We start from the raw sequence: 14,050 nt of genomic DNA on the forward strand, positions 1-14,050 counted from the left end.
CCGCGCCGGACGCATCACATTCGCATCGCAGAGTTCAGGCGGTCGATCATCGTCAAGGCGTGCTGCTTCTTGTCGAGATTGTATGTCTCGGTCTCAACTATAGCCTGGCGCGCCTCATGCCAAGTGTCGGACAGCGTTTTGGCGCGGCCAAGCGCCCCTGAAGCAGCCGCCTCGCTTGCGGCGGTTTCCAGAAGCGCGAGTGCATGGCTGTTGAAGATATCGAACGGGATCGCCTGGTCACGGCCCGCCACCGCATCGGCAAGGCGGTGCGCGCCGGCAATGTCCGGTCGCTTCGAAGCCACCAGCCGGTCGAGCGCGGATGCGATCTCCAGCCCGCCATACTGGGTCAGCAGGACGGCGGCGCGCACGCTGCCCCCTGCCCGCTCGGCGAGCGCCGTGCGTGCCGCGGCGTCTTCGGGCGGCGGCGGCTCTATGGTCTCCAGCACTTCGAAAAGACTGTCCCTGTCCAGCGGCGATATCCGGATCATCTGGCAACGCGACCGGATTGTCGGCAGCAGGCTGCCCGGCGCATGGACGACGAGAATGAACAGCGTTCTTGAAGGCGGCTCCTCAAGATTCTTCAATAAGGCATTGGCAGCATTGACATTCATGTCGTCGGCCGGATCGATGATGACCACCCGGTAGCCGCCGTCGTGCGAGGTCAGCGACAGGAACTGGCTGACCTTGCGGATTTCGTCGACCGTCACCACGCTCTTGAATGTCTTCGTCTTGTCGTTCAGCGGCCGGGTCAGATGCAGGACCGACGGATGCGCCCCTGTCGCGATCTGGCGGAAAAGCCCCGACGCGGGATCGGGCACGGCCAGCCGTTCAGGCGCTGCCTCGGCGTGCGGATGCTTGAGGACATGATGCGCCACATGGAAGGCGAGCGTCGCCTTGCCAATACCCACCGGCCCGGCCAGGATGAGGGCGTGCGGCAGCTTTCCAGAGCGGTAGGCGGCGGCCAGCATATCGGCCACCTGCGCCTGCCCCACCAGGCGCGGGTTTTCCGACGGTTCGGCAACACCGTCCAGCGTGTCGTGCTGCTCGGGCGCGATGCGTTCGAAAATCATGCCGACGCCGCCTGCTTTTTCCCCGCGAGTTTGCTTTCCAGAGCGGCGAACACCGCGTCGGTGACGGCATCCTCGACCTCCTCCGGAGTACGAGAAGCGTCGATCACGACGCAGCGTTCCGGTTCGTTATGCGCAATTGCCAGAAAAGCCTCGCGGCGGCGCTGATGGATGGCGAGCGTTTCCTTCTCGAAACGATCCGGCTGTTCCTGATTCCGGCGCACGGTCGCACGGCGCAGCCCCTCTTGCGGGTCGAGGTCGAGGATCAGCGTCAGGTCCGGGGCCATGCCGTTGACGGCGATGCGCTCCAGGAGATCCATGAAATCTTCATCCAGCCCGCCGGTGACGCCCTGATAGACCCGGGAGGAGTCCATGAACCGGTCGCACAGGACGATCGCGCCGCGCCCGATCGCCGGGCGGATGACCTGCTCAACATGGTCGGAACGGGCGGCGGCGAACAGCAGCGCCTCCATTTTCGGCCCGAACGGTTCGGCCGCGCCGGAAAGAAGCACGTGCCGCACGGCCTCGGCCCCCGGCGAGCCGCCAGGTTCGCGCGTCACCACGACATCGTATTTCTTGGCGCGCAGTTTTGCCGCAAGACGCTGGATCTGCGTCGACTTGCCGGCGCCTTCACCGCCCTCGAATGTGAGGAAAAAACCGTTCGCCAATGCCGGACCCTGAAGTTTCACCGGACCGTCTTAGCCCTGACTCGCCGCAAGGTCCACGCAGGAGACCAATCGAACTAGCGCAGCCAGCCCACTGCAAGCTCTTTCGCGGCGTCCATCGCGCGGCGCGGCAGCGAACCGGTTTCCACCGTCTCGGCTGCGAACAACGGCACCTCCTGGCTCAGCGTGTCGCCGATCGTCACGCGCAGCGAACCGACCGGCTGGCCCTCCTCCACCGGCGCCGCCAAGGGACCGTTGTAGACGATGCGCGCCGTCAGGCTGTCCTGGTTGCCGACCGGGAGGAAAATCTCGACCGGACCTTTCGCTTTCAGTCCCACCTCCGACTTCGCCCCGCCAAACACCTGCGCCTGGCCGACGATTTCAGCGTCGCCGAATATCGTCTTCCTGTCGAAGGAATGCAGGCCCCAGTCGACCAGCTTGCGCGCTTCCTCGGCCCGCTCCCGGTCGTCCGCCAGCCCGCTCATGGCGACGATCACGCGGCGATTTCCCTGCTGCGCCGAGCCAACGATGCCGAAGCCGTCCTGGTCGCTGGCGCCGACCGCTAGGCCGTCCGCGCCGATATCGGCGGAAAGCAGCGGATTGCGGTTGCGCTGCAATATCTTGTTCCAGGTGAAGTCCTTGCCGGCATAGTAGCGGTACAGGTTCGGATATTCCCGCCACAGATGCAGCGCCAACAGCGCAAGTTCCCTCACCGAAGTCTGCTGGCCTGCGCCCGGAAGCCCGGTCGCGTTGACGAAGGTCGATTTCTGCAGGCCGATGACGCGCGCCCGCTCGGTCATCTGGCGGGCGAAATTATCCTCCGAGCCGGCGAACCCCTCGGCGACGATGATGCAGCCGTCATTGGCGGCCTGCACGGTGATCCCCTGAATCAGGTCTTCGAGCCGGATCGACGATTTGAGCGCCGCGAACATGGTCGATGTGCCCGACGGCGCGCCGCCGGTGCGCCACGCATGTTCGCTGACCACGAAGGTGCTGTCTAATGTGAAGCGCCCGGACTTGAGCGCCGCAAAGGCCATCTCGACCGTCATCAGCTTCGCCAGCGACGCCGGCTGGATCAGTGCGTCGGCGTCCTTGGAGAAAAGCACCGCGCCGGTTTCGGCGTCGATCATGAAGGCGTGGGCCGCCTTGGTTTCGAAAAGCTGCGCGTGGGCATCCGCCGTCGCAACCAGCATCAGAGTCAGCACAGCCATGATCACCGCGATCGATCTGCGGCCACTGTTGCTCACTGCGATGCGCCCTCCCCGGCTCCATGTTTCGCCCCACGCAGCCTAGCAGGCGCTCGGCGAGCCGGGCAACAGGTGAGACTTTGCCAGGAAGCCGCCGCGTCAGTCCCGCACGACGAGTGCGTCGGCCGCGCCGCTGGACCAGGCGGCTTCGAGCATGGCGTCGATGCTGCGCCGGCCGTCGGGGCGAAGGCTGACGGAATACCAGGCGTGGCCGTCCGTCCCGGATTTGTCGATCGCGGCCTTGCCGATGCCGGAAAGTGCATTGGCCATGCGTTCCGCCTGCGCGGCATCCTCATAGGTGCCGACGGCGACATATTCGCCCGTGTTGTCGATGCGCGCATCGCCGGGGTTGGCCCGCTTCCACGAAGCGACGATGTCGGAGGACGACATGGCGCTTCTCTCCATGGCGGCGAAAGCCTGCGCGGCGCTGCCGACGCGCTCATCGGCATAGGAAAGCGACGCGACGGCGAACGGCGGCTGGCGGCCGCCGAGGTCGGGACGCTCCGGCGCGATCGGGCCGAAATCGGGCAGCGTCAGCTCGCCAGCGGCGGGAGCCTGCGCCGCCAGCATTGGCTGGAAGGCAGCCTCGCCGCGCGAATTGGAGAGCTGGCCCGGGAACGGAACCGCGCCGGCGCCGCCAGGCGCCGCGCTTGGCGTTGCGCCGTTCATGGCGATCATCACCCCGGTGGGCAGACCGACCGACGGATCCAGAGGCTTGTTGCCCGTCTGGTAGGATGCCATCAGATACTGGTCGTCATGGCCGTCCAGCGGCGCGCGCCCGACATAGTCGACCTTGACCCTGGCTGTGCCGCTATGGGCATAGTCCAGCATTTCGGCGGCGCGCTTCGACAGGTCGATGATGCGCCCGTCATGATACGGACCGCGATCGTTCACCCGCACGATGACCGAACTGCCATTGGCCATGTTCGTCACCCGCGCATAGCTCGGCAGCGGCATGGTCGGATGCGCCGCCGTCAGATGGCTGACGTCGTAGATTTCGCCATTCGCCGTCAGCCGGCCATGGAAAGCGTCGCCATACCAGGAGGCCGAACCGACCTTTGAATACTTCCGGTCTTCCTTGGGGTAATACCACTTGCCCCGCACCTGATAGGGCTTGCCGAGCTGGTCCCGGCCGCCGCCGCGCTTGATGCCATAGCGGGCATTCGTGACGCGCGGGCTGGCCTTCACGCCATATTCGGATTCGGCGAAATATTCCTTCGAGCGGCTCTTGGTGTTGACCATGCCCTTGGGCTGCGGGGTCGCACAGGCGGCCAGCAGCGCGGCGGAGGCCGCAACGAGAACGAAGGCCGATGCGCGACGAAGACGCGGGCGCGCCAAAACCTGCATTTTGTGATTGTCCCCTACAGTCCCGACGCCGCTACACGAAACACAAGCGGAGGCAAGCTATTCCCGGCAATCCAGCGCTCAACCCCATATCCCTTTTGCGCAGGAATTGTTTAGCACGCTATTAATCGATTGCGGCGAGAAACCGGCGATATTGTGGCGTTCCGCCCCGTTCCGGCCGTCCGACAGCATCGGATTGGACCGGCAGCCCGTCAAGGCGTGCGGCCCGCTTCCCGGCAAGCGCCTTGAACACCCTTTTGCAAGCGCCTTGAAAAGCCGAAGCGCTTCACGCATACAGCAGCAGTCCGGAGGGATGGCCGAGCGGTTTAAGGCACCGGTCTTGAAAACCGGCGTGGGTGCGAGCCCACCGTGGGTTCGAATCCCACTCCCTCCGCCAGTTTCCGTATCTCAGCCAATTCGCTCCATGCTCCATGGGGCGGCCTGAACGGCGGGCGGGCAATCGCCGGCTGGACGAAAGTTCGAACTCCGTCTCTTCCATGCGCCATTTATGGCGGTTGCCAAGCCTGGCTGGCCAAAAACCCCGGAAAACCCTCGTCCCGCGCGGCTTTTTTGTTTGATGTCGCGATGAATGCTTGACGTGGAGGAAGTGCGCACGTTAGGCGACGAGTTACGCAAATCTAGACATCGAAAGGAGGGTTTTCCACATGATGGAGATTTTCACCGGCCCGGGTTTTTCAGCCCTCCTTCAGGTCATCGCCATCGATCTGGTGCTGGCAGGCGACAATGCCATCGTCATCGGCCTTGCCGCCGCCGGGCTTCCCGTCGAACAGCGCAAGAAGGCCATCCTCATCGGCGTCATCGCGGCGACGGTCCTGCGCATCCTGTTTGCGGCGGTCACCGTACAATTGCTCGCCATCCTTGGCCTGCTCCTGGTTGGCGGCATCCTGCTTCTGTGGGTGTGCTGGAAGATGTGGCGCGAACTGCGCACGTCGCACGCAGAGGAGCACGAAGCCACCGAAGCCCTGTCCAATTCCAACTACGCCGGCGACGCCACCGGCAAGACGCCGCGCAAGACCCTGCGCCAGGCGGCAACGCAGATCGTCATCGCCGACGTCTCCATGTCGCTGGACAATGTGCTGGCGGTGGCCGGCGCGGCGCGCGACCATTTCGCCGTGCTGATCATCGGCCTTGTGCTGTCCATCGCATTGATGGGCCTTGCCGCCACTTTCATCGCCCGTCTCCTGCATCGCTTCCGCTGGATCGCCTATATCGGCCTTTTGATCATCCTCTATGTCGCGCTCGACATGGTCTATCGCGGCTGGATCGAAATCCTGCCGCACGTCAACAACGCGGTGAATTGAGCGCTCAGCGTTTTCGCAAGCAGGCTTGCCTCCGTCGTTCCGGCCGTATCCATGCGGCCGGAACTGTGATACTGCGCCGCCTCGTTTCAATGGCCGGAAATTTGCAATGACCGCCCCACGCGTCAGCTTCGTCAGCCTCGGGTGCCCGAAAGCGCTCGTCGATTCAGAACGCATCCTCACCAGCCTGCGCGCCGAAGGCTACGAGATCGCGCGCAAGCATGACGGCGCCGACCTTGTCGTCGTCAACACCTGCGGCTTTCTGGATTCCGCCCGCGCCGAGTCGCTCGACGCCATCGGCACCGCGCTGAAGGAAAACGGCAAGGTGATCGTCACCGGCTGCATGGGAGCCACGCCGGAGCTGATCCGCGAGAAGCATCCCAATGTGCTGGCCATCACCGGGCCGCAGGCCTATGAGAGCGTCATGGCCGCGGTGCATGAGGCCGCGCCGCCGCAGCACGATCCCTATGTCGACCTGGTGCCGCCGCAGGGCGTCAAGCTGACGCCGCGCCACTACGCCTATCTGAAGATTTCCGAAGGCTGCAACAACCGCTGCACCTTCTGCATCATCCCTGCCCTGCGTGGCGATCTCGTTTCCCGTCCGGCGGCCGACGTGCTGCGCGAGGCGGAAAAGCTGGCCAAGGCAGGCGTCAAGGAAATCCTCGTCATCTCGCAGGACACCAGCGCCTACGGCGTCGACATCAAATACCAGACCAGCATCTGGCAGGAGCGCGAGATCCGCGCCAGATTCCTCGACCTCGCCGAGGAACTCGGCAAGCTCGGCGTCTGGGTGCGGATGCACTACGTCTACCCATACCCGCATGTCGCCGACGTCATCCCGCTGATGGCGGACGGCCGGATTCTCCCCTATCTCGACATACCGTTCCAGCACGCGTCGCCGCGGGTGCTGAAGAACATGCGCCGTCCCGCGCATGGCGAAAAGACGCTGGACCGCATCCGCTCCTGGCGCGACATCTGCCCCGACCTCGCCATCCGCTCGACTTTCATCGTCGGCTTCCCCGGCGAGACGGACGAGGATTTCGAGATGCTGCTCGATTGGCTGGACGAAGCAAAAATCGACCGGGCCGGCTGCTTCAAATACGAGCCGGTGGGCGGCGCCCGCTCGAACGAACTCGGCCTCGAACAGGTGCCCGAGGACATCAAGGAAGCGCGCTGGCACCGCTTCATGCAGCGCCAGCAGAAGATTTCGGCTGTTCAGCTGGCGAAGAAGGTCGGCAAGCGCCTGCCGGTCATCATCGACGAGGCGCATGGGAACGTCGCCAGGGGCCGCACCCGGTACGACGCGCCGGAAATCGACGGCGCGGTGCATATCCAGTCGCGGCGGCCGCTGCGGTCAGGCGACATCGTCACCGTCAAGATCGACCGCGCCGACGCCTACGACCTCTACGGCGCGGCGGTCTAGAACCGTTCGAATGAAGCGCAACCGGAACGCTTGATACGTTCCGGTCGGCAACGGAACGAGAAAGGGCGCCCGAAGGCGCCCTTTAATTTGTCATGCCGACGAACTTACTGCGGCAGCTTGTCGTCCACGCCCTTGACGTAGAAGTTCATGCCGAGAAGCGTGGCGTCGTCGGCGACCTGCCCGTCCTTGAGGAACTCGGAGCCGTCCTGCTTCATCACCGGGCCGGTGAAGGGGTTCCAGCCGCCCTTGATCTTGGCTTCGGTTTCCTCGGCCATCTTCTTGGTTTCATCCGACATGTTGGCGTAAGGCGACATCACGACTTCGCCATCCTTGATGCCGCCCCAGGTGTCGGAGGTCTTCCAGCTGCCGTCCAGCGCCGCCTTGACACGCTCGAGGTAGTACGGAGCCCAGTCGTCGACGATGGCCGTCATCTGCGCCTTGGGCGCGAACTTGGCCATATCGGAGGACTGGCCGAAGCCTTTAAGGCCGCGCTCTTCGGCGACCTGCAGGGCGGCGGTCGAGTCGGTGTGCTGGACGATGATGTCGGCGCCCTGGTCGAAGAGCGCCTTGGCGGCGTCCGCTTCCTTGCCCGGATCGAACCAGGAATTCACCCAGACGATCTTGATCTTGAAGTCGGGATTGACCGATTGCGCGCCGAGCATGAACGAATTGATGCCCATGACGACTTCGGGAATGGGGAAGGACACGATGTAGCCGGCCAGGCCCTTCTTCGATTCCTTCGCCGCGATCTGGCCGAGAATGTAGCGGCCTTCGTAGAAGCGGGCGTTGTAGATGGCCAGATTGTCGGACTTCTTGTAGCCGGTGGCGTGCTCGAACTTGATGTCCGGGAACTTGGCGGCGACCTTGACCATGGAATCCATGAAGCCGAAGGACGTGCCGAAGATGATCTTGCAGCCTTCGCGGGCCAGGCGCTCGAAGGCGCGGTCGGAATCCGGTCCTTCCGGCACGTTTTCGAGGTAGGACGTCTCGACCTTGTCGCCGAGTTCCTTCTCGACCTGCAGCCGGCCCTGGTCGTGCTGGTAGGAATAGCCGAAATCGCCGATCGGGCCGACATAGACCCAGCACGCCTTCAGCTTTTCCTGTGCCTGCGCTCCGGCTGTCAGCGACGCCATGGCGGCCGCGGCGGCCAGGGCGATCATGGTTTTCTTCATTGTGTTACCTCTCTGGTGTCCCATAGTCTTTTAGATCCCTTACCTGTCCGGCACGAAGGCGCTGCCGAGCGATGCCGGCGTGTTCATCATCGTGAGCCGCTTATTGCGCGAGATTAGAACAAGAACGAGCACCGTGGCCAGATAGGGCAGCGCAGAAAGAAACTGGCTGGGCAGGGATTTTACGCCGGCCGCCAGCGCGTAGAGCGGACCCGGCAGGAAGGACAAATCGCCAAGGTTGATCGCCTGTATATGCAGCTGCGCAATGGTGATGGCGCCAAACAGATAGGCGCCTGCCAGAACCCGCCATGGCCGCCAGGAGGCGAACACCACCAGCGCCAGCGCGATCCAGCCGCGCCCGGCCGTCATGTTCTCCACCCATTGCGGCGTGTAGACCAGCGAAAGCTGCGCCCCCGCCAGACCGGCGCAGGCGCCGCCGAACATCACCGCGAGATAGCGGATGCCGATGACCGAGATGCCGAGCGCATGCGCCGAGCCGTGATTGTCGCCGACGGCGCGCAGGGTGAGGCCGGCGCGGGTGCGGAACAGGAACCATGAGACGGCGATGACCAGCACGATGGACAGGTAGAAAAGCGGGTCCTGGCCGAACAGCAACCGCCCCACAAGCGGCAGGTCCGAAAGGCCCGGAATATAGATATTCGTCATCCGCACCCCCGGCTGGCCGACGAAGCCAACGCCGAGCATGCCGGAGAAACCGGTGCCGAGCAGCGTCAATGCCAGGCCGGTCGCGACCTGGTTGGTGACGAAGGACAGCGCCAATATGCCGAACAGCAGCGAGAACACCGCGCCGACGAGGATGGCGGCCAGCGCGCCGAGCCACGGCGAGCCGGTGGAAAGGGCGACGCCGAAGCCGGTGACGGCGCCCATCAGCATCATGCCCTCGGTGCCGAGATTGAGAACGCCGGAGCGCTCGACCACCAGTTCGCCGAGTGCGGCGATCAGCAATGGCGTGGAGGCGGTTGCGATCGTCAGCAGGATCGCTTCAAGCATTCCCATGGGTAACCTCCACAGGCGCCGGCGAGGGCGCGGTTTCCATCGTCTTGGCCACAGGTCTCACGAGCCTGATCCGGTAGAGGATGAGCGTATCGGCGGCGAGCACGAAGAACAGGAGTATGCCCTGGAAGGCGCGCACGACCTTGTCGGAGACGCCGAGCGATATCTGCGCGGCCTCGCCACCGAGATAGGTGAGCGCCAGGAGCAGCCCGGAGAAGATGATGCCGAGCGGATTCAGGCGGCCGAGGAACGCCACGATGATGGCGGTGAAGCCGTAACCGGGCGAGATCGTCGGCTGCAGCTTGCCGATGGCCCCCGACACTTCCGAAATGCCGGCCAGCCCGGCGAGACCGCCGGAGATGAGGAAGGCGAAGAACACCATCCTGGACGAGGAGAAGCCGGCGAAGCGCCCTGCCCGCGGACTTTGGCCGAGCACCCGGACTTCGAAGCCCTTCAGCATGCGCGACAGCATGAACCAGAGCAGAAGCGCGGCGACGATGGCGAAGACAAAGCCCCAGTTGGCGCGGCCGGACATCGGCATGATCTCGGGCAGCGTCGCCGCCGGGCTGAACTGGATCGTCTGCGGGAAATTGAAGCCCTTGGGATCGCGCCACGGTCCACGCACCACCCAGTCGAGCACCAGCTGCGCGACATAGACAAGCATGAGGCTGGTCAGGATTTCGTTGGTGTTGAAGCGCGTTTTCAGGAAGGCAGGGATGGCGCCATAGGCCGCGCCGCCCACGATGCCCATCAACAGCATGAGCGGCAGCGTCAGCCAGGTCTGGAAATCGGGGAACATGACCGGGATGATCGAACCGACAATCGCGCCGATGATCAGCTGTCCCTCCGCCCCGATATTCCAGTTGTTGGAGCGGAAGCAGATGGCAAGGCCGACGCCGATCAGGATCAGCGGGGCCGCCTTGATCGCCAGCTCGTGCCAGGACCAAACCTCCAGCAGCGGATCGATGAAGTAGTAGTACAGCGCCATGACCGGGTTCTTGCCGAGCAGGGCGAACATGATTGCCCCGACCACGACCGTCAGGCCCAAGGCGATGAAGGGCGATACGACGCTGAACAGCGCCGAGCGCTGAGGGCGCTTGATGAGTTCGATGCGCATCAGGCCGCCTCCCCTTCATGCGGCGCATGGCCGGGTTCGGCGCCACCCATCAGCAGCCCGATCTTTTCCAAGGTAGCTTCGGCGGCCGGCATGGGCGCGGACAGCGTGCCATTGTGCATGACGGCGATCGCGTCGGAGATCTCGAACAACTCGTCGAGGTCCTGGCTGATGACAAGAACCGCCGATCCCGCCCGCGCCAGTTCGATCAGGGCCTGCCGGATATGCGCGGCGGCGCCGGCGTCGACGCCCCATGTCGGCTGGTTGACGACCATCACGGCGGGGCTGCGGTCGAGCTCACGCCCGACGATGAATTTCTGCAGATTGCCGCCGGAAAGGGCGGCGGCCTCCGGATCGGGAGCGCTTTTGCGCACATCCATCACCTCGATGATGCGCTGCGCGGCATTGTAGATCGAAGCGCTTTTCGTCACCCCGCCAGTGCCGACGAAAGCCTTGCCGTCGGTGGCATGGCGCGAAAGCAGCAGGTTTTCCGAAAGCTTCATGCGCGGGGCTGCCCCGTGGCCGAGCCGCTCTTCCGGCACGAAGGCCGCGCCCAGAAGCCGGCGCCCGGTGATGTCGAGCCTGCCTGCATCCTTGCCGCGAATGCGCACGGCGGCGGCATCCGACTGTCTTGCTTCGCCGGAAATGGCTTCGAAGAATTCGCCCTGGCCGTTGCCGGCGACGCCGGCGATGCCGATGACCTCGCCTGCCCTGACGGCAAGCCGGATGTTCGTCAGCGGAACGGAAAAGGGGGTCGCCGGCTTGCGGCTCAGCCCGTTGATTTCCAGCAGGGTCTGCGCCTGGGCGATCCCTTCCAAAGGTGCCCGCACGACGCTTTTGACCTCGCTGCCGACCATCATGCGCGCCAGAGAGGCCGCCGTCTCTTCGCGCGGATTGCAATGGCCGACCACCTTGCCGTGCCGCAAAACGGTGGCGCGGTCGCAGATGCGCTTCACCTCCTCGAGACGATGCGAGATGTAGAGGATGGATTTGCCCTCGGCACGCAGCCGTTCCAGCGTTTCGAACAGCTTGTCCGCCTCCTGCGGGGTCAGCACCGAGGTCGGCTCGTCGAGAATGATGAGTTGCGGGGTCTGCAGCAGGCAGCGGATGATCTCGATGCGCTGTCGTTCGCCGACCGAAAGGTCCCCGACCAGTGAATCCGGATCGAGCGGCAGCCCGTAGCTGTAGGAAAGAGCCCTCGCCTTGGCGGCGATCTGGCCGATCGGCGCGCCATCATCCAGCGACAGCGCGATGTTTTCCGCCGCGCTCAGCGCCTCGAACAGGGAGAAATGCTGGAAGACCATGCCGATGCCGAGTTTCTTGGCAACGCCCGGGCTGGTAATCGCGACCGGCTGGCCCTGCCACAGGATCTGGCCGGAATACGGTTCGAGCGAGCCGAACAACATCTTCACCAGCGTCGATTTGCCGGCGCCGTTTTCGCCAAGCAGCGCATGGATTTCGCCCTTGGCGATATTGAGATCGACATTGTCACAGGCTTTGAGCGTGCCGAATATCTTCGTCAGCCCGCGGACTTCGAGCAGAGTCTCGGCGTCGTGATGTGCACTCACAGTGCCTCCCATCTGTTTCCCAGATATGTTCTGTGTTCCCGATGGCATCGTAGGCACGCAGGCCCTAACACGCAAAGCAGCAGCCACTTGAAAGAGCTTCAAGAATTTCAGCGAAAACTCAAGGGATAAGAACCGTCGTCCCCGTCGTCTTGCGGCCCTCCAGGTCAGCATGCGCCTGGGCCGCATTCTTGAGCGCATAGCGTTGGTTTATCTTGATCTTGACCGCGCCGCTCTTGACCACGTCGAACAGCGCGGCGGCGGATTTTTCGAGGTCATCCCGACGCGCATTGTAGACAAACAGGGTCGGCCTGGTGACGTAGAGCGAGCCCTTCTGGGCAAGTATGCCGAGGTTGAACGGCGGCACCGACCCCGACGACTGCCCGAACAGCGCCATCAGGCCGAGCGGCCTGAGGCAGTCGAGCGAGCCTTCGAACGTATCCTTGCCGACCGAATCGTAGACGACGTCGCATTTGCGGCCACCGGTGATCGACGCCACTTCGGCGACGAAATCCTGCTCCCGGTAATTGATGACGTGGTCGAAGCCGTGCGCCTTGGCCAGTTCGATCTTGTCGGCCGAGCCGGCCGTGCCGATGACGGTGGCGCCGAGGTGTTTCGCCCACTGGCCGAGGATGAGGCCGACGCCGCCCGCTGCCGCATGATAGAGGATCGTGTCGCCGGGCTTGACCTTGAAGGTGCGCAGCAGAAGATATTCCGCCGTCATGCCCTTGAGCATCATCGCCGCCGCCTGCTCGAAGCTTATCCCGTCAGGAAGCTTGACCACCTTGGCCGCATCGATGACACGCCGATCGGCATAGGCGCCGATGTTGACGGCATAGGCGATACGGTCTCCCGCCTTCAGCCAGTCGACGCCGTCTCCCACTTCCAGGACCACGCCGGCCGCCTCGCCGCCGGGCGTCATCGGCAGGCCGTTCGGCGCCGGATAGAGGCCGGTGCGGAAATAGACATCGATGAAATTCAGCCCGATCGCCTTGTGCTCGACCAGGATCTGCCCGTTGCCCGGCCTGCCCGGATCAGCGGAGCCATAGACCATGGCTTCGGGACCGCCATGGGCGTGGACGAGTATAGCGTTGGACATGGATCAGGCCTTCTTCGCGCCGAGTTTGGGAAATAGCTGCATCACCCCGCCGATGCAGAAAAGATAGATGCCGGTGATGGTGATGCCGACCTTGGTGAAGATGCCGGCCTGCTCTCCCAGAACGCCGATCTGGTCGTAGAAGGACGCGAGCGCCGATTGCGCCAGCGCCAGTCCGCCGAAGGCGCACCACAAGAGCGTCATGCCGAGATTGATCGGCCGCAGGCGGATGACGCGCACCGGATGGATGAAATTAACCGGAACGAAGGTGAGGATGCCGGCGACGACGACGACCGCGAACGAAACCCATTCACCCGGTTCGATGACGAACAGGGTGAACACCACCATGTTCCAGACGACGGGGAACCCCTTGAAGAAATTCTCCTTCGTCTTCATGCCGGTGTCGGCATAGTAGATGGCGCTCGACACCACGATGATCGCCGCGGAGAGGAACGACAACCCCTCGCCCATGAAGCCGCGTTGGTAGAGCGCGAAGGCCGGGATCATCACATAGGTCACGTAGTCGATGACGTTGTCGAGCAATTCGCCCGACCATGTCGGCAGGATTTCCTTGACCTCCAGCTTGCGGGCGACCGGACCGTCGATGCCGTCGACAAGCAGGGCAAGGCCGAGCCACCAGAACATCGCGGTCCACCGCTCCTCGCTCGCCGCCACCAGCGACAGGAAAGCGAGGAAGGAACCGGATGCCGTCAGAAGGTGAACCGAGAAGGCGCGCGCCTGCGGCCACGTCACCTTTTTCTTCGGTCGGGGAATGCGCTCCGATATCGCCTTGGGCAGCCGTGGCTTCTTCTTCACGTCAGGCGCCGGCATGACGTACGGACCCGTTTCGCGGATTGCAGGATGCAGGCGCACGGCGCCTGGGGAGCATGAGCTTTCTGGTCGTTCCGGCCACAGCCATTCTTTTTCCCCGAATTTCGCCAGAGACTAATAGCAGCACGGCTTCCCGCACAAGCGATATCCCGGCACTATCGACGTAAGGCGATTGTTCAAATCGCCGCGTTGATCG

The 14,050-nt window shown here is 63.9% G+C and carries 12 protein-coding genes and 1 tRNA gene; 3 read left to right on the plus strand and 10 right to left on the minus strand.

What is annotated here, in order from left to right:
- Window positions 1-14 precede the first annotated feature (14 nt).
- The 4 genes from ASD44_RS05735 to ASD44_RS05750 form a co-directional block, all read right to left on the minus strand.
- Window positions 15-1,070: a DNA polymerase III subunit delta' gene (locus ASD44_RS05735; protein ID WP_056109713.1), complete on the minus strand. Its 1,056-nt coding sequence runs from the start codon at window positions 1,068-1,070 to the stop codon at window positions 15-17.
- Complete coding sequence (gene tmk, locus ASD44_RS05740) at window positions 1,067-1,735, minus strand: dTMP kinase (RefSeq protein ID WP_056109715.1); 669 nt, start codon at window positions 1,733-1,735, stop codon at window positions 1,067-1,069. The genes ASD44_RS05735 and tmk overlap by 4 nt, the downstream gene beginning before the upstream one ends.
- A 74-nt stretch (window positions 1,736-1,809) precedes the next feature.
- Entirely contained in the window at window positions 1,810-2,943 is a 1,134-nt protein-coding gene (locus tag ASD44_RS05745; protein WP_056115512.1) for a D-alanyl-D-alanine carboxypeptidase family protein, read from the minus strand.
- A gap of 135 nt (window positions 2,944-3,078) precedes the next feature.
- Complete coding sequence (locus ASD44_RS05750; protein ID WP_056109717.1) at window positions 3,079-4,326, minus strand: septal ring lytic transglycosylase RlpA family protein; 1,248 nt, start codon at window positions 4,324-4,326, stop codon at window positions 3,079-3,081.
- 304 nt (window positions 4,327-4,630) lie between these two features.
- Between ASD44_RS05750 and ASD44_RS05755 the strand changes: the two genes are divergently transcribed.
- From ASD44_RS05755 to rimO, 3 genes are all read left to right on the plus strand, one after another.
- Window positions 4,631-4,720: transfer RNA gene (locus ASD44_RS05755), tRNA-Ser, on the plus strand.
- 271 nt (window positions 4,721-4,991) lie between these two features.
- Window positions 4,992-5,645: a TerC family protein gene (locus ASD44_RS05760; RefSeq protein WP_056115513.1), complete on the plus strand. Its 654-nt coding sequence runs from the start codon at window positions 4,992-4,994 to the stop codon at window positions 5,643-5,645.
- 106 nt (window positions 5,646-5,751) lie between these two features.
- Window positions 5,752-7,065, plus strand: a complete 1,314-nt coding sequence (gene rimO, locus ASD44_RS05765; protein WP_056109719.1) for a 30S ribosomal protein S12 methylthiotransferase RimO — start codon at window positions 5,752-5,754, stop codon at window positions 7,063-7,065.
- Between the two features lie 104 nt (window positions 7,066-7,169).
- On the opposite strand, the gene ASD44_RS05770 is transcribed toward rimO, so the two are convergent.
- The 6 genes from ASD44_RS05770 to pcsA all read right to left on the minus strand — a co-directional run bounded on the left by ASD44_RS05770 (window position 7,170) and on the right by pcsA (window position 13,839).
- Window positions 7,170-8,237, minus strand: coding sequence for a BMP family ABC transporter substrate-binding protein (locus tag ASD44_RS05770; RefSeq protein ID WP_056109721.1), 1,068 nt, complete (start codon window positions 8,235-8,237; stop codon window positions 7,170-7,172).
- A 39-nt stretch (window positions 8,238-8,276) separates the two neighbouring features.
- Window positions 8,277-9,251, minus strand: coding sequence for an ABC transporter permease (locus ASD44_RS05775; protein WP_200946402.1), 975 nt, complete (start codon window positions 9,249-9,251; stop codon window positions 8,277-8,279).
- Window positions 9,238-10,365 (minus strand): ABC transporter permease, encoded by a 1,128-nt coding sequence (locus ASD44_RS05780; RefSeq protein ID WP_200946403.1) that lies wholly within the window; start codon window positions 10,363-10,365, stop codon window positions 9,238-9,240. Before ASD44_RS05780 ends, ASD44_RS05775 begins: the two co-directional genes overlap by 14 nt.
- Entirely contained in the window at window positions 10,365-11,942 is a 1,578-nt protein-coding gene (locus ASD44_RS05785; RefSeq protein ID WP_056109727.1) for an ABC transporter ATP-binding protein, read from the minus strand. The genes ASD44_RS05780 and ASD44_RS05785 overlap by 1 nt, the downstream gene beginning before the upstream one ends.
- 106 nt (window positions 11,943-12,048) lie before the next feature.
- Window positions 12,049-13,026, minus strand: a complete 978-nt coding sequence (locus ASD44_RS05790; RefSeq protein WP_056109729.1) for a quinone oxidoreductase — start codon at window positions 13,024-13,026, stop codon at window positions 12,049-12,051.
- A gap of 3 nt (window positions 13,027-13,029) precedes the next feature.
- Window positions 13,030-13,839: a phosphatidylcholine synthase gene (gene pcsA, locus ASD44_RS05795; protein WP_244478726.1), complete on the minus strand. Its 810-nt coding sequence runs from the start codon at window positions 13,837-13,839 to the stop codon at window positions 13,030-13,032.
- Window positions 13,840-14,050: the final 211 nt, after the last annotated feature.

Source organism: Mesorhizobium sp. Root554, assembly GCF_001427025.1.
Lineage (GTDB): Bacteria > Pseudomonadota > Alphaproteobacteria > Rhizobiales > Rhizobiaceae > Mesorhizobium.

What these genes read in the sequence shown, in the direction of transcription:
- ASD44_RS05735 (WP_056109713.1), bottom strand. Translation starts at nt 1,070, where the DNA reads ATGATTTTCGAACGCATCGCGCCCGAGCAGCACGACACGCTGGACGGT.
- ASD44_RS05745 (WP_056115512.1), bottom strand. Translation starts at nt 2,943, where the DNA reads ATGGCTGTGCTGACTCTGATGCTGGTTGCGACGGCGGATGCCCACGCG.
- ASD44_RS05750 (WP_056109717.1), bottom strand. Translation starts at nt 4,326, where the DNA reads ATGCAGGTTTTGGCGCGCCCGCGTCTTCGTCGCGCATCGGCCTTCGTT.
- ASD44_RS05760 (WP_056115513.1), top strand. Translation starts at nt 4,992, where the DNA reads ATGGAGATTTTCACCGGCCCGGGTTTTTCAGCCCTCCTTCAGGTCATC.
- rimO (WP_056109719.1), top strand. Translation starts at nt 5,752, where the DNA reads ATGACCGCCCCACGCGTCAGCTTCGTCAGCCTCGGGTGCCCGAAAGCG.
- ASD44_RS05770 (WP_056109721.1), bottom strand. Translation starts at nt 8,237, where the DNA reads ATGAAGAAAACCATGATCGCCCTGGCCGCCGCGGCCGCCATGGCGTCG.
- ASD44_RS05775 (WP_200946402.1), bottom strand. Translation starts at nt 9,251, where the DNA reads ATGGGAATGCTTGAAGCGATCCTGCTGACGATCGCAACCGCCTCCACG.
- ASD44_RS05780 (WP_200946403.1), bottom strand. Translation starts at nt 10,365, where the DNA reads ATGCGCATCGAACTCATCAAGCGCCCTCAGCGCTCGGCGCTGTTCAGC.
- ASD44_RS05785 (WP_056109727.1), bottom strand. Translation starts at nt 11,942, where the DNA reads ATGGGAGGCACTGTGAGTGCACATCACGACGCCGAGACTCTGCTCGAA.
- ASD44_RS05790 (WP_056109729.1), bottom strand. Translation starts at nt 13,026, where the DNA reads ATGTCCAACGCTATACTCGTCCACGCCCATGGCGGTCCCGAAGCCATG.